A 20,147-nucleotide genomic window follows, 5' to 3' on the forward strand; every position below is an offset into this window, starting at 1 on the left:
CATGCGCCGCTCGGCGGCGGCAATAATGGCCGGGTCGGGCCGGGTTAGGGGTGGACTCCTCAGTCGTCGTCCCCACCGCCGATCGCCATGCTGATCAGGGCGTCGGTGTCGAGGTCGTCGATCGTGGCCTCCTCGACGGCTTCGGTCTCTTCTTCTTCGGGCAGACGCACTCCGGCCAGCTCCAGCAGCCCGTCCAGGAGCCCCGCGGCACGCAGCTTCTCCAGCGGGATGCCCGCCAGCGCGTCCCGGACCCCTTGCTCCGTCACGGCTTCCGCGACGACCTCGACCTCGGCCGGGGCCAGTTCGCCGACCAGGTGCTCGGCGAGGATCCGCGGGGTCGGGTAGTCGAAGATCAGGCTCACCGGCAGTTTCAGGCTCGTGACGAGGCTGAGCTTGTTGCGGAACCCGGTGGCGGACAACGAGTCGAAGCCGACTTCGTTGAACGAGCGGTCCGGTTCGACCGCCTCCGGCCCGGCGTGCCCCAGCAGCGCCGCGGCGTGCGTGCGGACCAGGGTCAGCACGGCCGGGACGCGCTTGGCCACCGGCAGGCCCGCGAGCTTGCGGGCCAGCGTTTCGGTGTCTTCGGCCTCGTCCTGCGCCGCGCGACGGCCGGGCGTGCCGGCCAGCCCACGCAGCACGGCGGGCAGGTCGTCGTCGCTCGACGACGCCAGCACCCGGGTGTCCAGCGCGATCGGCACCAGGAGTGCGTCGGCGGCGCCGACCGTCGAGTCCAGCAGCCGCAGTCCGTCCTCAGTGGACAGTGCCGTGATCCCGATGTGGTGTGTGTCCGCGCCTTCCAGCGCTTCACCCATGCCACCGGCCCACAGGCCCCACGCGAGCGACGTGCCCGGGAGACCTTCGGCCCGGCGCCGGACGGCGAGAGCGTCGAGGAACGCGTTGGCCGCGGCGTAGCTGCCCTGTCCCGGGGCGCCGAGGACGCCGGCGGCCGAGGAGAACAGCACGAACGCGGTCAGGTCCAGGTCCCGGGTCAGTTCGTCGAGGACCGACGCCGCGTCGGCCTTCGGGCGCAGCACGGTGTCCAGGCGGTCCGGGGTCAGCGACGTCAGGATGCCGTCGTCGAGGACACCGGCGGCGTGCACCACCGCCCGCAGCGGCGCTTCCGCCGGGATCCCGGCCAGCAGTGCGGCGACGGCGTCGCGGTCGGCGACGTCGCAAGCGGCGATCGTGACGTCCGCGTCGAGCGCGGCCAGTTCGGCCGCCCCCGGCGCGTCGGCGCCTCGGCGGCTGACCAGCAGCAGGTTCCGCACGCCGTGCTCGGCGACCAGGTGCTTCGCCACGGCCGAGCCCAGCGCGCCGGTGGCGCCGGTGACCAGGACCGTGCCTTCGGGGTCCCACACCGGGGCCGCGACCGCGTCGGCCGCCTTCGCCAGCCGCGGCACCAGGACCGCACCGGCCCGAAGGGCGACCTGCGGCTCGTCGGAGGCGGCCACCGCGGCCAGCGTCCGGCCCGCCGGGGTACCCGCGCCGAGGTCGACGAGGGTGATCCGGTCCGGGTGCTCGGCCTGCGCCGAGCGGACCAGGCCGGCCACCGCGGCACCGACCGGGTCGGGGTTCTCCCCTTCTTCGGCCGCCACCGCACCGCGGGTCACGACGATCAGCGACTCCCCCGGTCCGGCCAGCCAGGACTGCAGCAGGCCGAGTACGCGGTGCAGTTCGGCGTGCAGGTCGTCGCCGGCCACCGGGAGCACGGCGTGGCCGGTCGCCTCCGTCCGGGCGCCCAGGGCCTCGGTGAGGCCGAAGGCGTCGTCGCCCAGCACGGACCAGTCGGTGACCTCGGCGACCGCGTCCAGCTCGGCCGGCTCCCAGGCGACGCGGAACAGCGAGTCGCCGCCGCTCGGAGCCGCGGCCTGCGGGACGGCGGACATCGGGCGCAGCAGCAGCGACTCGACCGACGCGACCGGGACGCCGGCACCGTCGGCGACGTCCAGCGCGACCGCGCCGGTGCCGACCGGGCGGACGTGGACCCGCAGCGTCGTCGCCCCGACGGCGTGCAGCCGCACGCCTTCCCACGCGAACGGCAGCGCCGGTTCGGAACCGGCCGCGCCGGAGACGCCGATCGTGTGCAGCGCGGCGTCGAGCACGGCCGGGTGGACGCCGTAACGGTCCACATCGGACACCGAAGCCGGCAGCCGGATCTCGGCGAACGCCTCGCCGTCGCGCTTCCAGGCCGCGACGAGCCCGCGGAACGCCGGCCCGTAGGCCAGGCCGTCGGCGGCCAGCTCCTCGTAGGTGCCTTCCAGGCGCACCTGCTCGGCGCCGGCCGGCGGCCACGCGGTCAGGTCGAAGCTTTCGGTCTTGCCCGCCTTGGCGAGCTTGCCGGTGGCGTGCCGCGTCCACGCGCCGGTCGACCCTTCGGGCCGCGAGTGGACGCTGAACGGCCGGGTGCCGCCCTCGGGCGCGCCGAGGGCGAACTGGACGCGGACGCCGGTCCGGTCCGGCACGACCAGCGGGTACTCCAGGGTCAGCTCGTCCAGGCGCGGGCAGCCGGCCTCGTCACCCGCCCGGATCGCCATCTCGACGAACCCGGTGCCGGGGAACAGGATCGCGCCGCCGACGACGTGGTCGGCCAGCCACGGGTGGGTGCCCACGGACAGCCGTCCGGTGAACAGCAGCCCGTCGGCGTCGGCCAGCTCGACGGCCGCTCCGAGCAGCGGGTGGTCCTCCTGGCCGACGGCACCGGTGGTGCTCTCCAGCCAGAAGCGCTGCCGCTGGAACGGGTAGGTCGGCACGGCGACCGGCCGGGCGTCCGTGGGCTCGTAGATCGCGGCCCAGTCGACGTCGACGCCGCTGACGTGCAGCTGCGCGACGCCGGTCAGCGCGGCCACGGCCTCGTCGTTCTCCTTGTGCAGCATCGAAGCCAGGACCTCCGGCCGTTCGTCGAGGCAGCCCGCGGTCATCGCGGTGAGCGTGGTGTCCGGGCCCAGCTCCAGGAACCGGGTGACGCCGTCGGCCGCGACGCGGGTGACCGCGTCGAAGAACCGGACGCCTTCGCGGACCTGCTGGACCCAGTACTCCGGCGACGTCAGGTCCGCGGTCTCGGTGACCGTCGAAACCACCGGGATCCGCGGCGAGGCGTAAGTCAGCTCCGAAGCGACCGCGCGGAACTCGTCGAGCATCGGGTCCATCAGGCGGGAGTGGAACGCGTGCGACACCTTCAGCTGCTTGGTGCGCTCGAACTTCGCCGCCACTTCGGCGACGGCGTCGGCCGCACCGGAGATCACGACGGCGTTCGGGCCGTTGACCGCAGCGATGTCGATGGAGTCGTCGCGCACCTCGTCGGGTGTCGCTTCGATCGCCACCATCGCGCCGCCTTCGGGCAGCGCCTGCATCAGCGCACCGCGGGCGACCACCAGCTTCGCCGCGTCCGCCAGGGAAAGCACGCCGGCGCAGTGGGCCGCGGCGATCTCGCCGATCGAGTGGCCGACGAGGACGTCCGGCTTGACGCCCCAGGCCCGCACCAGGCGGAACAGGGCGACTTCCAGCGCGAACAGCGCGGGCTGGGTGTAGCGGGTCTCGTTCAGCTCCTCGACGACGTCTCGGATCGGCCGGTCGAGGTGACGGTCGAGCTCCGCGCAGACCTCGTCGTACGCGGCGGCGAACGCCGGGAACTGCTCGGCGAGCCGCGTGCCCATGCCGGCGCGCTGCGAACCCTGGCCGGCGAACAGGAACGCCGTGCGTCCACCCGCGGAAGCGATCCCGCTGACCACGCCGCGCGCTTCTTCCTCGTCGACCAGTGCCGCGAGGCCGCGGACGAACTGTGGCGACCGGCTGCCGATCAGGACCGCGCGGCGGTCGAACGCGCTGCGCGTGGTGGCCAGCGAGAACCCGATGTCGGCGAGGCTGCCCGCCGGGTCTTCGTCCACATAGGACATCAGCTGCTCGGCCTGTGCCCGCAGCGCCACCGCGCCGCGGCCGGAGACCGGCCAGGCGACGGGACCTTCGTAGTCGTGCCCGCCGGTCACCTCGCGGCGGTCACCCTCTTCCAGGATCACGTGGGCGTTGGTGCCGCTGACGCCGAACGACGAGACGGCGGCCCGGCGGATGTGCCCGTTGGGCAGCCACTTCACCGGCTCGACCAGCGCGCGGACCGAGCCGGACGACCAGTCGATCTCGGTGGACGGACGCCCGACGTGCAGCGTCGCGGGCAGCTCGCCCTGGCCCATGGCCATGACCATCTTGATCACGCCGGCCGCACCGGCCGCGGCCTGCGTGTGGCCGAGGTTCGACTTCACCGAGCCGATCCACAACGGACGGTCGGCCGAGGTCTCCTTGCCGTAGGTGGCCAGCAGGGCCTGGACCTCGATCGGGTCGCCGAGCTTCGTGCCGGTGCCGTGCGCCTCGACGGCGTCGACGTCGGCCGCGGTGATGCCCGCGTCGGCCAGCGCCGCGCGGATGACGCGCTGCTGGGCCGGGCCGTTGGGGGCGGTGAGGCCGTTGGACGTGCCGTCCTGATTGACCGCGCTGCCCTTGAGGACCGCGAGCACCGGGTGGCCGAGGCGGCGGGCGTCGGAGAGCCGTTCCAGGACGACCACGCCGACGCCTTCGGACCAGGTGGTGCCGTCGGCGTCGTCGGAGAAGACCTTGCAGCGGCCGTCGGCGGCCAGCCCCTTCTGGCGGCTGAACTCGACGAACGTCTCCGGCGTCGCCATCACGGTCACGCCGCCGGCCAGGGCCAGCGTGCAGTCGCCGCCGCGCAGGGCCTGGGCGGCCATGTGCATCGCGACCAGCGAAGACGAGCACGCGGTGTCGACGCTGACCGCCGGGCCCTCCAGGCCGAGGGTGTAGGACACCCGGCCGGTGACGATCGAGCCGGCGCTGTTCGCGCCCACGTAGTCGTGGTACTGGACACCTGCGTAGACGCCGGTCGGGCTGCCCTTGAGCGACGTCGGGTCGATGCCCGAGCGCTCGAGCGCTTCCCAGCAGGCTTCCAGGAGGAGCCGCTGCTGCGGGTCGATGGCCGGGGCTTCCTTCGGCGAGACGCCGAAGAACGTCGCGTCGAAGTCGCCGGCGTCGTGGACGAACCCGCCGCGGGCGACGTAGGTCGTGCCCGGACGGCGGCCGGTCGGGTCGAGCAGGCCGTCGACGTCCCAGCCGCGGTCGGCCGGGAAGTCGCCGATGGCGTCACGGCCGTTCGCGACCAGCTCCCACAGCTGCTCGGGCGAGGTGACCCCGCCGGGCAGGCGGCAGGCCATGCCGACGATCGCGATGGGCTCGTCGGACGCCTTGGACGACGCCGTGGCGATCTCTTCCGGCGCGCCCACGATCTCGGTGAGCAGGTGCGTGGCCAGCACCGACGGCGTCGGGTGGTCGAAGATCAGGGTCGCGGGCAGTCGCTGCCCGGTCGCCGCGGTGAGGCCGTTGCGCAGCTCGATCGCGGTGAGCGAGTCGAAGCCGAGCGACTGGAACTGCGCGGCCGGCTCGATCTCGTGCGCGCCGCCGTAGCCCAGCACGGTGGCGGCGTGGCCGCGGACCAGCTCGAGGACGGCGTCGGCCCGGTCCGCTTCCGGCAGGGCGAGCAGGCGGGTGGCGAACGAGTCGGCCACCGTCTGCGTCCCGGCCGCGACGCGCCGGGCGGGGCGTCCGGTCAGCTCTTCGAGGGTCTTCGGGATGGTGTCCAGCTTCCGCAACGCCGGCAGGTCCAGCTTCACCGGTACGACGGCGGCCTGACGGGATGCCAGCGCGCGGTCGAAGAGGCCGAGAGCGTCCGAAGTGGACAGTGGCACGATGCCGCCCGCGCCCAGGCGGGCGACCTCGGCCTCGGTGAGGGTGCCGCCCATGCCGCCGACCTCGCCCCACAGGCCCCAGTCCAGGGACAGCGCGGGCAGGCCGTGTGCGACGCGGTGGGCGGCGAGGCCGTCGAGGAACGCGTTCGCGGCGGCGTACCCGCCCTGGCCCGGGGCGCCGAGGACGCCGGAGACCGACGAGAACAGCACGAACGCCGAGAGCGCGGTGTCGCGGGTGAGCTCGTGCAGGTTGAGGGCGCCGTCGACCTTCGGCCGCAGCACGGTGTCGAGGCGCTCGGGCGTCAGCGCGGTGATGACGCCGTCGTCGAGGACGCCGGCGGCGTGCACGACGGACGTGAGCGGGTGCTCGGCGGGGATCGCGGCCAGCACGGTCTCGAGGGCCGCGCGGTCGGCGACGTCGCAGAGCGCGATGTCGACGTGCACGTCCAGCTCGGCGGCCAGGCTCTCCAGCGCGGGCGTGCTGCGGCGGCTGACCAGCAGGAACCGCCGGACGTCGTGCTGCCCGGCCAGGTGCCGGACGAGCGCGCCGCCGATCGCGCCGGACGCGCCGGTGACCAGCACCGTGCCACCCGGGTGGAAGTACGCCGGTTCGGCGGCCGCGGCGGTGCGGACCAGCCGCGGGACGAGGACCGTGCCGAAGCGGACCGCGGATTGGGGTTCCCCGGTGGCGAGGACCTGCGGCAGGACCTCGGCCGCGGTGCTTTCCGCGTCCAGGTCCAGCAGCACGAACGTGTCCGGGTTCTCCTCCTGCGCCGAACGCACGAGGCCCCAAGCGGCCGAGGCGGCGAGGTCGCTGACCCCGCCGGCGGCCGCGACGGCCCCGCGGGTGACGACGACCAGGCGCGCGTCCTCCGAGTGCTCCTCGGCGAGCCAGTTCTGCAACGCGGCCAGCACGCTGTGGGTCAGTTCGTGGGTGTCGGTGCCCGCGCACTCGAAGACCTCGGCGGCGGAGGCGTCCACAGTGGACTCGGCGGGGATCCGCTGCCACTCGACCCGGTAGAGCGGGGCCTCGGCCGCGACCGGAGTGGTGAACGCGCGGAACACGGTCTCGGCGACGGTGGCGACCGGCGCGCCGGTCGTGTCGGCGAGCGCGACCGAGAAGCCGTCCTCGGTGGTCGGGGTGAAGCGCACCCGCAGCGCCGAGGCGCCGGTGGCGTGCAGCTCGACGCCGGTCCAGCAGAACGGGACGCGGCCGACTCCGCCGTCTCCCCCGCCCGCGACGCGCAGGGCGTGCGTGCAGGCGTCGAGCGCGGCCGGGTGGAGGCCGAAGCGCTCGGCGTCGCTGTCTTCGGGCAGGGCGACCTCGGCGAAGACCTCGCGGCCGCGCTTGAAGACCGCACGCAGCGAGCGGAACAGCGGGCCGTAGGTGAGGCCGGTGTCGGCGAAGTCGTCGTAGATGCCGTCGATGGCGACCGGCTCGGCGCCCGCGGGCGGCCACTCGGTCAGTTCGGTGCCGCGGTGGGTCTGCGGCGCGACGGTCCCACCGGCGTGCAGCACCCACGGCTCGCCGGAGTCTTCGGGACGCGAGTGGATCTGGACGGGACGGACGCCGTTGTCGTCCGCGACCCCGACCGTCACCTGCACCTGGACGCCGGTGCGCTCCGGGACGACCAGCGGGCTGCCCAGGGTGAGCTCCTCGATGCGGCCGCAGCCGACCTGGTCGCCGGCGCGGACGGCCAGCTCGAGGAAGGCCGTGCCGGGCACGGTGGCGACGTCGCCGAGGCGGTGCCCGTCGAGCCACGCGTGCGTCTCGAGCGACAGGCGGCCGGTGAGGACGACGCCGTCGGTGTCGGCGAGCGCGATGGCCGCGCCGAGCAGCGGGTGCCCGGCGGAAGTGAGACCGGCCGCCGTGACCTCGTCGCGGTTGGCGCGGGCGTCGAGCCAGTAGCGCTTGCGCTGGAAGGCGTACGGCGGCAGGTCGGCGCGCCGGGCGCCACGGCCGTCGAACACCGCGGCCCAGTCCGGGTTCAGGCCGCTGACGTACAGCTCGGCCAGTGCGGTGAGCGCGGCCCGCGGCTCGGGGCGGTCCTTGCGCAGGACCGGCACGACCACGGCGTCGAACGTCTGGCGAGCCAACGCCGACAGCACGCCGTCCGGCCCGACCTCGACGAACCGCGAGACGCCCTGGTCGCTGAGCGCGGTGAGCCCGTCGTGGAACCGGACAGCCGCGCGGACGTGCGAGACCCAGTACTCCGGCGTGGCGACCTCTCCCCCGGCGAGTGCGCCGGAGACGTTGGAGACCAGCGGGATCGTGGGCTCGGCGTAGGTGAGCGTGCGCGCGACCTCGACGAACTCGGCCAGCATCGGCTCCATCAGCGGCGAGTGGAACGCGTGCGACACCTTGAGCTTCGACGACTTGCGGCCCTCGAACCGCGCGACCACGGCGGTGACGGCGTCTTCGGTGCCGGACAGGACGACGGAGTCCGGGCCGTTGATCGCGGCGATGCTGACGCCGTCGGTCAGGTGCGGGGTGACCTCGTCCTCGGTCGCCTGCAGCGCGACCATCGCACCGCCGGTCGGCAGTGCCTGCATCAACTTGGCGCGGGCGGCGACCAGCGTGCACGCGTCGGCCAGGGACAGCACCCCGGCGACGTGCGCGGCGGCCAGCTCGCCGACCGAGTGGCCGAGCAGGAAGTCGGGCTTCAGACCCCACGAAGACAGCAGCCGGAACAGCGCGACCTCGATCGCGAACAACGCGGGCTGGGTGTAGCCGGTCTGGTTGATCAGGCGCGGCTTGTCGAACACGACCGTCTTCAGTGGACGGTCGAGGTGCTGGTCCAGCTCCGCGCAGACCTCGTCGAACGCGGCCGCGAACACCGGGAACGCGGCGGCCAGCTCGGCCCCCATCCCGGCGCGCTGCGCGCCCTGACCGGAGAACAGGAACGCGGTCTGCCCTTCGACCAGCTCGCCGGCTTCCACGGCCGCAAGACCCGCCTTGCCGTCGAACACCACCGCACGGTGGCTCAGCGGCGAGCGTGACGTCGCCAACGAGAACCCGATGTCGAGTGCCGAGGCGTCCACTGCGTCCATATCGGACAGTCGGGCTGCCTGCGCCTTCAGCGCGGCGGCACCGTGCCCGGAGAGGGGCCACGGGACCGGCACGTCCGCGGGCCAGCTCGGCGTGACGTCCTCGACGTCGATGGCGGGCGCTTCCTCGATGATCACGTGCGCGTTGGTGCCGCTCACCCCGAACGACGACACACCCGCGCGACGCGGCGTCGAGCCCGCCTCCCACGGACGTTCCTCGGTCAGCAGCTCGACGTTGCCGGCGGTCCAGTCGACCTCGGTGGTCGGCTCGGTGACGTGCAGGGTCTTCGGCAGGACACCGTTCTGCAGCGCCTGCACCATCTTGATCACGCCGCCGACGCCGGCCGCGCCCTGGGCGTGCCCGATGTTCGACTTGATCGAACCGAGCCACAAGGGACGGTCGCGGTCCTGGCCGTAGGTGGCGAGCAGGGCCTGGGCCTCGATCGGGTCGCCGAGCGTGGTGCCGGTGCCGTGGCCTTCGACGGCGTCCACATCGGACGCCGAGAGCTGCGCGTTCGCCAGTGCCTGGCGGATGACGCGCTGCTGCGACGGGCCGTTCGGGGCGGTGAGGCCGTTGGACGCGCCGTCGGAGTTGACCGCGGACCCGCGCACGACGGCGAGGACCGGGTGACCGTTGCGGCGCGCGTCGGAAAGCCGCTCCAGCAGGAGCGTGCCCGCGCCCTCGGCCCAGCCGGTGCCGTCGGCGCTGTCGGAGAAGGGCTTGCAGCGGCCGTCCGCGGCGAGCCCGCGCTGGCGGCTGAACGCGACGAACGGGCCGGGCCGCGACATCACCATCACGCCGCCGGCGAGCGCCAGCGCGCAGTCGCGCTGCCGCAGCGCCTGCACGGCCAGGTGCAGTGCGACCAGCGACGACGAGCAGGCCGTGTCGATCGTGATGGCCGGGCCCTCGAGGCCCAGCGCGTAGGCGATCCGGCCGGAGATGACCGAGCCGGCGTTGCCGGTGCTCAGGTAGTCCTGCACTTCACCGGCGAGCACCGACGGCGGCAGCTCGTCGTAGTAGTCTTGGTCGCCGCTGCCGAGGAAGACGCCGACCTGCTGCTTGGCCAGGGAATGCGGTGCGATGCCGCCGCGTTCGAAGGTCTCCCACGCCAGCTCCAGCACGAGCCGCTGCTGCGGGTCCATGGCGAGCGCCTCACGCGGCGAGACGCCGAAGAAGGGCGCGTCGAACTGGGCGACGTCGTGGATGAACCCGCCCTCGCTCACGTAGCTGGTGCCCGGGCTGTCGGGGTCGGCGTCGAACATCGAGTCCAGGCCCCAGCCGCGGTCGGTGGGAAACGGCCCGATGGCGTCGCGGCCTTCGGCGACCAGGTCCCAGAGGTCCTGCGGGGAACGGACGTCGCCCGGGTACCGGCAGCCCATCGCGACGATCGCGATCGGCTCGGCGTCCGCGGCCTCGACCTCGCGCAGCCGCTCCCGCGTCTCCTGCAGGGTGGCGGTCACCCGCTTCAGGTAGTCGACCAGCTTGCTTTCGTCAGTCATCGTGGACTTACCTCTCAGGCGCCGAGCTCGTTGTCGATGAGGGCGAACAGCTCATCCGTGGTCGCGGTCTCCAGCACGTCGGTGGTCTTGGTGCCGGACAGGGTCTTGTGCAGGGTGGTGACCATCGCCTGCAGCCGGGCGACGATCCGGGACCGGTCGATCTCGGCCGCGTCCAGAGCCGCCGCGACGGCTTCGAGGCGGTCCAGCTCCACTTCGAGCGGGACCGCTGCCTCGCCCCCGCCGAGCTGGGTCCACAGGTGTTCGGCGAGCGCCTGCGGGTTGACGTGGTCGAAGGCGACGGTCGCCGGGAGCTTCAGCCCGGTGGCCGCGCCGAGCCGGTTGCGCAGGTCGACCGCGGTGACGGAGTCGAAGCCGAGCTCCTTGAACGCGCGGGCCGGCTCGACCGCCGATCCGCCGTCGTAGCCGGCGACCACGGCGACCTCGGTGCGCACCAGTTCCAGCAGCGTCCGCCGCAGCTCGGCGGACGGCAGCCCCCGCAGGTCACCGTTGTCGGCCGGGGCCTCGGTCTTGTCCTCGGCGACCTCGGGCAAGGCGCGCAGCAGCGGCCGCGGGCGGGCGAGCTGGTACACCGGGGCGAAGGCGGCCCAGTCGATGTCGGCGACCACCAGGTGGGTCTCATCGTGGTCGAGGGCCTGGCCCAGTGCTTCGACGGCCAGTTCCGGCGCCATCTCGGCGAGACCCATGCGGCGCAGCAGGTCGCTCGCCTCGGCGTCGACCATGCCGCCGCCACCCCAGGAACCCCAGGCGATCGCGGTCGCGGTGCGGCCCGCGGCGCGCCGACGCCGGGCGAGGGCGTCGAGGTAGGCGTTGCCCGCGGCGTAGGCGGGCTGGCCGGAGGTGCCCCACACGGCGGCGCCGGAGGACATCAGCACGAAGGCGTCGAGCTCGGTGTCGCCGAGCAGCTCGTCGAGCAGCGCGGCGCCGGTGACCTTGGCGCGGGTGGCCGCGGCGAACTCCGCGGGCGTGACGTCGGACAGCGGCGACTCGGCGGTGAGGACACCGGCGGCGTGGACGACGGCGGTCGGCGGGTGCTCGGCCAGCAGGGCTTTCAGCTGCTCCCGGTCGGAGACGTCGCAGGCCACGACCGTGGCGCCCAGCTCGTCGGCCAGCGCGCGGGCGCCTTCGGCGTCGAGGCCGCGACGGCTGGTGAGCACGAGGTTCTGCACGCCGCGGGCGGCCAGCCACCGGGCGACGTGCGCGCCGACCGCGCCCGTGCCGCCGGTGACCAGGACCGTCCCGCGCGGCCGCCACTCGTCCGCGGTGCCCTTGAGCGGAGCGTGGACCATGCGCCGGGCGAACACGCCCGAAGGCCGGATCGCGACCTGGTCCTCACTGTCCACACCGGACACCACCGCGGCCAGGCGGGCGGCGTCGGCGGGGCCGTCGACGTCGACCAGGCCGCCCCAGGTGGCGGGCTGGTCGAGCGCGGCGACCGTGCCGAGGCCCCACACGGCGGCGGCGGCCGGGTCGGCGCCGGAGAAGGCGTCGACCGCGACGGCGCCATGGGTGACGACCCACACCGGAGCGTCGCTGTCACGCAGGACTTGCAGCAGGGCGATGGTGGCGGCGACCGCGGTGCTGAGCGCGGGGTGCTCCGGGTGTTCGCGGGTGTCGAGGGCCAGCAGCGACAGCACGCCGTCGAACGGCCGCACCGCCGTCGCTTCGGTGAGCGCCGCGGCCAGTTCCCCGTGCTCGGCGATCACCCGGACGACGTCGCCCTGCTCGGCGAGTGCGTCGGCCAGTTCGGCCGCCTCGGGGACCCCGGCCGGGACGACGACCAGCCAGGTGCCGATCAGCCCGCCCGTGACGGTCACCGGCGCCCAGGAGACGCGGTAGCGCCAGGACTCCACTGTGGACAGCTCGGTGCGGCGGCCGTGCCACGCGGCGAGCGCGGGGACGACCTCGGCCAGCGGCGCGGTCTCGACGCCGAGCCGCTCCGCGAGGCTGTCGACGTCGCCGCTCGTGACGTCCTGCCAGAAGTCCTGGTCGGCGACCGAGGCTTGCGGCACTGTCGTGGCCGCTTCCTCTTCGAGCCAGAAGCGCTTGTGCTGGAACGGGTACGTCGGCACGTCGACGATCCGGCCGCCGGGCACCAGCGAGGCCCAGTCCGCCGCGCCGCCGCGGACCGAGTGTTCGGCCAGCGACGTCGCGAAGCGCGTGAGACTGCCTTCGTCACGGCGCAGGGTGCCGGTGACCGAGCCGCTATGGCCGCCTTCGTCGAGGGTCTCCTGGATGCTCATGGCCAGCACCGGGTGCGGGCTGATCTCGACGAACCGGGTGTAGCCCGCCTCGGCGAGCTTCGCGACGACCGGGGCGAACCGGACGGTGGTGCGCAGGTTCGTGAACCAGTACCGGGCGTCCATGGTGGCCCCGGGCTCCTCGGTCACCGTGGACGTCATCGCGACGCTTCCGGCACCGGGCGCGATCGGGCCGAGATCGGCCAGCAGGCGGTCGGCGAGGTGCTCGACGTGCGCGGAGTGCGACGCGTAGTCCACCGGCACACGCTTGGCGCGGAACCCTTCGGCGAGGAGCTGGTCGCGCAGCTCGTCGAGGGCCTCGCCGTCGCCGGACAGCACGGCCGAGGTGGCACCGTTGTCGGCGGCCAGCGAGATCCGGCCGTCCCAGGCGTCGAGGCGCTTCAGCAGTTCGGCGGCGGGGAGACCGGCGGCGAGCATGCCGCCACCCCGTCCGCCGAGGACGTCCCCGATCGCCTTGCTCCGCAACGCGACCACGCGGGCACCGTCCTGAAGGGACAGTGCGCCCGAGACGCTCGCGGCGGCGATCTCGCCCTGCGAGTGGCCGATCACCATGTCCGGCTCGACGCCGTGTGCGCGCCACAGCGCGGCGAGTGAGACCATCACGGCCCACAGCATCGGCTGCACGACGTCCACACGGTCGGCCGGCGGCGTGCCCGGCTCGCCGCGCAGCACGGCGATCACGGACCAGCCGGTGAACTCCTGCAATGCCGCGTCGCACTCGGTCATCCGCTCGGCGAACGCGGGCGACTGCTCGATCAGCTCGATCGCCATGCCGGTCCACTGGGAGCCCTGGCCGGGGAAGACGAACACGGTCTTGCCGCGGACGTCCGCGGTCCCGGTGACGACGTCGGGGCGCGATCCACCGGCGGATAGGGCCTCCAGGGCCTGCTTGGCGTCGGTGGAAAGCACCACGGCGCGGTGGTCGAGCTTCGCGCGCCCGGTGGCGAGGGTGTAGGCGATGTCGGTGAGGTCTGTGTCCACCTGGGACGCGAGCTGTGCGGCGGCTTCGGCCAGCGCGGCCGGGGTCTTGGCCGACAGCACCAGCGGGTGGACCGCGGCCTTCGGCGGCTCGACGGCTTCGGTCTCGGGAGCCTGCTCGAGGATCACGTGTGCGTTGGTGCCACTGACGCCGAACGACGACACCGCAGCCCGGCGCGGCCGGTTGACCTCGGGCCAGTCGCGCGGCTCGGTGAGCAGCTCGACCGCCCCCGCCGTCCAGTCGACGTGCGTCGACGGCGTGCCGACGTGCAGGGTGCGCGGCGCCTTGCCGTGCCGCAGCGCCTGCACCATCTTGATCACGCCCGCGACACCGGCCGCGGCCTGCGGGTGACCCATGTTGGACTTGATCGAGCCGAGCAGCAGCGGTGCGCCGGTGGCGCGCTGCCCGTAGGTCTCCATCAGCGACTGCGCCTCGATCGGGTCGCCGAGGGCGGTGCCGGTGCCGTGCGCCTCGACGAGGTCCACATCGGACCGCGACAGCCCGGCGTCGGCCAGCGCGGCCTCGATCACCCGGACCTGCGACGGGCCGTTGGGCGCGGAGAAGCCGTTGCTGGCACCGTCCTGGTTGATCGCGGAGCCGCGCAGCAGCGCGAGGACGCGGTGGCCGTTGCGGCGCGCGTCGGAAAGCTTCTCGAGCACGAGGACGCCGACGCCCTCGGCCCACGACGTCCCGTCGGCATCGTCCGAAAAGGACCGGCTGCGGCCGTCGGCGGAGAGGCCGCGGCGGCCGCTGAAGTCGACGAACATCTCCGGGGTGCCCATCACGGCGACACCGCCGGCGAGCGCGAGAGTGCAGTCGCCGTCGCGGAGGCCTTGGGCGGCCATGTGCAGCGCGACCAGCGAAGACGAGCACGCGGTGTCCACCGACACCGACGGGCCTTCGAGGCCGAGGGTGTAGGAGACCTGCCCGGAGACGAGGCTGCCGTCGGGGCTGCCACCGCTGTAGTCGTGGTACATGACGCCGGCGTAGACACCGGTCGGGCTGCCCTTGAGCGCGTGCGGGTCGAGCCCGGCGCGTTCGAAGGCCTCCCACGAGGCTTCCAGGAGGATCCGCTGCTGTGGGTCGGAGCGGCGGGCGTCGCGCGGGCTGATGCCGAAGAACTCGGCGTCGAAACCCGGGGCGTCGTAAAGGAATCCGCCGTGGCGCGTGTAGGTCTTGCCGGGCCGGTCGGGGGTGGGGTCATAGATGCCCTCGAGGTCCCAGCCGCGGTCGGCGGGGAACTCCCCGATGACGTCGCGGCCCTGGTCGACCAGATCCCACAGGTCGTCCGGCGTGCGGACCTCCCCGGGGTAGCGGCAGCTCATGCCGATGATGGCGATGGGTTCGGAGTGCTGAGCTTCCAGCTCCTGCACGCGCCGGCGGGCCGCCTGCAGGTCCGCCGTCGCGCGCTTCAGGTAGTCGCGGAGCTTGTCCTCGTTGCTCATGAGATCCCCAGTTCTTCATCGAGCACGGCGAAGAGCTCGTCGTCGGTGGCTTCGTCCAGGTCGGCGGCCTCGGGGGCGCCCGTGTTCGCCTCGGTCCACTTGCGGGACAGCGCCTCGAGGCGGGCGGTGACCTTCGCCGTCGAGCCGTTCAGCGAGCCCGCCGCGGCCAGGGACGCCTCCAGCCGGTCGATCTCGGCCAGCAGCGAGTCGGCCGGGCCGCGGCCCGGGCCCAGCAGGGCGTGCAGGCGGGCGGCCAGCGCGGCCGGCGTCGGGTGGTCGAACACGATGGTCGCCGTCAGCTTCAGGCCGGTCAGCGCGCCGAGCTGGTTGCGCAGCTCCACCGACGTCAGGGAGTCGAAGCCCATCTCCTGGAACGCGCGCCCGGGCTCGACGAACCCGAGTCCCAGCACCGCCTTGACCTGGCCGGACACGACCTCCAGGAGGTACGTCTCGCGCTCGGACTCCGGGAGCGTCGCGAGCCGCGCCACCACCGCGCCGTCGTTCTTCGCCGCCGAGCGGCGGGGGGCCGGCCGGACCATGCCGCGCAGCACCGGCGGCAGCGAGTCCGCGCGGGACCGCAGCGCCGCGACGTCCAGCTTCACCGGTGCGAGGACGGCGTCCTCGGCGACCAGGCACGCGTCGAGCAGGGCGAGGGCGTCGGCGGTGGCCATCGGCGGGGTGCCGAGGCGGCGCAGCCGGCGGAAGTCGGCCTCGACCAGCTCGCCGGCCATGCCGCCGTCCTCCGCCCAGGCGCCCCAGTCGAGCGCCGTCGCCGGGAGACCCTGGGCGTGGCGGTGGCGGGCGAGTTCGTCGAGGAACGCGTTGGCCGCGGCGTACCCGGCCTGCCCGGCGGCCAGCACCGTGCTCGCGGCCGAGGAGAACAGGATGAACGCGTCCAGGTCCCGCGTGAGCTCGTGCAGGTGCCAGGCGCCGTCGACCTTCGGGGCGAAGACGCGGTCGAGCTCGTCGTCGGTCAGGTTCTCCACGCGGCCCGCGGACGGGACGCCCGCGGCGTGCACCACCGCGGTCAGCTCGACGCCCTCGACCAGCGCCGCGACGGACGCGCGATCGGTGACGTCGCAGCTCGCGATGGTGACTTCGGCGCCCAAGCTCGTCAGTTCGTCACGCAGGTCCGAAGCGCCGGGAGCATCGGCACCGCGGCGGCTGGTGAGCAGCAGGTGCCGGACGCCATGCCGGCTGACCACGTGCTTCGCGACGACGGCACCCAAACCACCGGTACCGCCGGTGATCAGGACCGTGCGCTCGAGGTTCCAGCCCAGCTCGCCGGACGGCGTCGCCGCGACCAGCCTCGGCACGTACGCCTTCCCGTCGCGGACGGCCACCTCGGGCTCGCCGGTGGCCAGCGCGGGCCCGACGTCGCCGTCGACCAGCACGAACCGGCCCGGGTTCTCGGCTTCGGCCGCCCGGACCAAGCCCCAGACGGTCGCGAGGGCCGGGTCGACGTCCTCGCCGGCCACCGACACCGCGCCACGCGTGACGACGGCCAGGCGGTCCTCGGAGTCCCGGATGGCGTCGAGCACCTGACGGGTGGCCGCGCGTGCCCGCTCCGGCACCGAACCGTCCGATGTGGACACTTCGAGGACGCGGGCGGTGCTCGCCGAGCCCGCGGGGGCCGGTTCCCAGGCCGTGAGGAACAACGAGTTCGGCGTCAGCTTGTCGAGCGAGATCGGCCGGGCGGCCAGGGAGTCGACCGTCAGCACCGGAGCGCCGGCGGCGTCGGCGATCCGCAGTGTGATGGTGTCGGGACCGGCCGGCGCCACGTGGACCCGCAGCTCGGACGTGCCCGCGGCGTGCCAGGTGGTGCCGCCGAAGGCGAAGGGCAGCATCGGCTTCGTCTCGCCGTCCTCCGGGGCCGGGCCGAGCAGCTGGGCGTGCATGGCGGCGTCGAGCAGGGCCGGGTGCAGGCCGTAGTCGCGGGCGTCGGCCAGGGCGACTTCGGCGTAGACGTCGTCGCCGTGACGCCACATCGCGCGCAGGCCCTGGAACGCCGGGCCGTAGTCGTAGCCGAGGTCAGCGAGCTGCGCGTAAGGGTCGTCGAGCGCGACCTCGGTGGCACCCGCGGGCGGCCACTCGGTGAGGTCGAACGACGGCTCGTCCGCTTCGGCGGTCACGAAGCCGTCGGCGTGGAGCGTCCAGGCGTCCTCGCCGTCGGGTCGCGAGTGGACGGTGATGCGGCGGCGGCCGTCCTCCTCCGCGCCGAGGGAGACCTGCAGTGCGGCGCCCGTGCCCTCGGCCAGGGCGAGCGGGGCCTGCAGGGTCAGCTCTTCGATACCCGCGTAGCCGATCTCGTCGGCGGCGGCGCGCGCCAGCTCGACGAACGCCGTGCCCGGCAGCAGGATCGTGCCCAGCACGACGTGGTCGGCGATCCACGGCACGGTGTCCGCCGACAGCCGCCCGGTCAGCACCACCGTGTCCGACTCGGGCACCCGGACGACGGCGCTGAGCATCGGGTGCGCGGCCGGCTGCTGGCCGTGGTCGGCGGCGTCGCCGGTCCCGGTGGTGGCGGACAGCCAGTAGCGGGTGCGGCGGAAGGCGTAGGTCGGCACCTCGACGCGGCGCGCTCCGGCGTAGAACGCCGCCCAGTCCACGGGAATCCCGCGCGCGTGCAGGGTGGCGACCGCGGTGACGACGGCATGGGCTTCGTCGCGGTCCTTGCGCGCGGCCGGGACGAAGGCGAGCGTCTCGTCGTCCAGTGCGGTGTTCGCGGCGGCGGTCAGGACCGGCGCCGGGCCGATCTCGACGAACGTCCGGACGCCCTCCTCGACCAGCGCGCGCAGGCCGTCGTCGAACCGGACGGTCGCGCGGACCTGCTCGACCCAGTACTCCGGGGACGTCAGATCGGCGTCGGCGGACACCGTCGAGGAGATCGGGATCTCGGGCTTCGCGTAGGTGAGTTTCGCCGCCACAGCCGCGAACTCGGCCAGCATCGGCTCCATCAGCGGCGAGTGGAAGGCGTGCGAAACGTGCAGCTTCTTGGGGCGCTCGAAGTGCGCGACGACGGCGGCGACCTCGTCCTCGGCCCCCGAGACGACCAGGGAGCCGGGGCCGTTGATCGCGGCGATGCTCACGCCGGCCGTCAGCAGCGGGGTCACCTCGGCCTCGGTGGCCGGGATCGTGACCATCGCGCCGCCGGCGGGCAGGGCCTGCATGAGCCGGGCGCGGGTGGCGACGAGCGTGCAGGCGTCGTCGAGCGAGAGGATCCCCGCGACGTGCACCGCGGCCAGCTCGCCGATCGAATGGCCCAGCAGGTGGTCGGGCTGCACGCCCCACGACTCGAACAGCCGGTATAGCGCGACCTCGAACGCGAACAGCGCGGGCTGCGTGAAACCGGTCTGGGCGAGGGCATCGGCGTCGTCGAAGACCGCACGGTCGAGGTCCAGCCGGGAGCAGACGGCGTCCAGCGCGAAGGCGAACACCGGGTACTTCGCGGCGAGGACCGTGCCCATGCCGGCGCGCTGGGCGCCCTGGCCGGTGAAGAGGAAGGCCGTCCGGCCGGTGCCGCGGCGGTCGCGGACCACGTTCGGCGCGTTCTCGCCGGCGGCCAGTGCCGTCAGCCCGGCGCGCAGTTCGGTGGCGTCGGAGCCGACGACGACGGCGCGGTGGTCCAGCGCCGAACGGGTCGTGGCCAGGGAGAACCCGATGTCCGCCAGGTCTCCGTCGTGGTCGATGAGCTGCCGAGCCTGAGCGGCGACAGCGTCGGCCGAGTCCGCCGAAACCGGCCACGCGACTACGGGAAGTTCGACCCCGGCGGTGTTGTCGGCGACGGGTTCGGCCTGCTCGATGATCACGTGGGCGTTGGTGCCGCTGATGCCGAACGACGACACCGCGCCGCGGCGGAGCCGCTCCACCGACGGCCATTCGCGGGCCTCGGTGAGCAGCTCCACCGCGCCGGCCGACCAGTCGACGTGCGGCGACGGCGTGTCCACGTGCAGGGTCTTCGGGAGCACGCCGTGCCGGATGGCCTGGACGACCTTGATCACGCCACCGACCCCGGCGGCCGCCTGGGTGTGGCCGATGTTGGACTTGAGCGAGCCGAGCCACAGGGGCTGGTCCGCGGACCGGTCCTGGCCGTAGGTGGCCAGCAGGGCCTGCGCCTCGATCGGGTCGCCGAGCTTCGTGCCGGTGCCGTGGCCTTCGACGAGGTCGACGTCCGTTGTGGACAGTCCGGCGGTGGCGAGGGCCTGGCGGATCACGCGTTGCTGCGCGGGTCCATTGGGGACGGTCAGGCCGCTGGAGGCGCCGTCGGAGTTGACCGCGCTGCCGCGCACGACGGCGAGGACGTCGTGGCCCAGGCGCTGGGCGTCGGACAGGCGCTCGACGACGAGCACGCCGACGCCTTCGCCCCAGCCCGTGCCGTCGGCACCGGCGGCGAAGGCCTTGCAGCGGCCGTCGTCGGACAGGCCGCGCTGCTCGGTGAAGTAGACGAACGTTTCGGGGGTGGCCATCACCGTGACGCCGCCGACGAGGGCCAGCGAGCAGTCGCCGCGGCGCAGCGCCTGCGTGGCCCAGTGCAGGGCGACCAGGGAGGACGAGCAGGCGGTGTCGACCGAGACCGCGGGGCCTTCCAGCCCGAGCGCGTAGGCGACGCGGCCGGAGACGACGCTGCCGGCGGCCGCGTGGCCGAGGTAGTCGTGGTACATCACGCCGGCGAAGACGCCGGTGCTGCTGCCGCGCAGGGTCTCCGGCACGATGCCCGCGCGCTCCAGCGCGGTCCACGACGTCTCCAGCAGCAGCCGCTGCTGGGCGTCCATGGTGAGCGCCTCGCGGGGCGAGATCCCGAAGAACTCCGGGTCGAATTCCGCGGCGTCGCGCAGGAAGCCGCCCTCGCGGGTGTTCGTGGTACCGGGCCGCTCCCCCGCCGGGTCGTAGAGGCGGTCGAGGGGCCAGCCGCGGTCGGCCGGGAACGCGCCGATGGCGTCGGTCCCGGTGCCGACCAGCTCCCAGAGGTCGTCGGCGGAGGCGACCCCGCCGGGGTACCGGCAGTCCATGCCGACGATCGCGATCGGCTCGGCGTCCCGCCGCCGGACCTCGTGGAGGGCACCCTTGGCCTCGCGCAGGTCGGCGGTCGCGCGCTTGAGGTAGTCGAGCAGTTTCCGCTCGTTTTCGGCGCTCACGCCATTACCCCCTGGAA

The 20,147-nt window shown here is 73.9% G+C and carries 3 pseudogenes; all 3 read right to left on the reverse strand.

Features of this window, described 5'->3' with window-relative positions:
- Positions 1–59: 59 nt before the first annotated feature.
- Positions 60–10,292, reverse strand: a pseudogene (locus ACZ7PG_RS45590) (SDR family NAD(P)-dependent oxidoreductase); the annotation flags it as partial.
- A gap of 14 nt (positions 10,293–10,306) precedes the next feature.
- Positions 10,307–14,995, reverse strand: a pseudogene (locus tag ACZ7PG_RS45595) (type I polyketide synthase); the annotation flags it as partial.
- Positions 14,992–20,118, reverse strand: a pseudogene (locus tag ACZ7PG_RS45600) (type I polyketide synthase); the annotation flags it as partial. The pseudogenes ACZ7PG_RS45600 and ACZ7PG_RS45595, both read right to left, overlap by 4 nt.
- Between the last annotated feature and the right edge of the window lie 29 nt (positions 20,119–20,147).

The organism is Amycolatopsis sp. NPDC114504 (genome assembly GCF_055633595.1).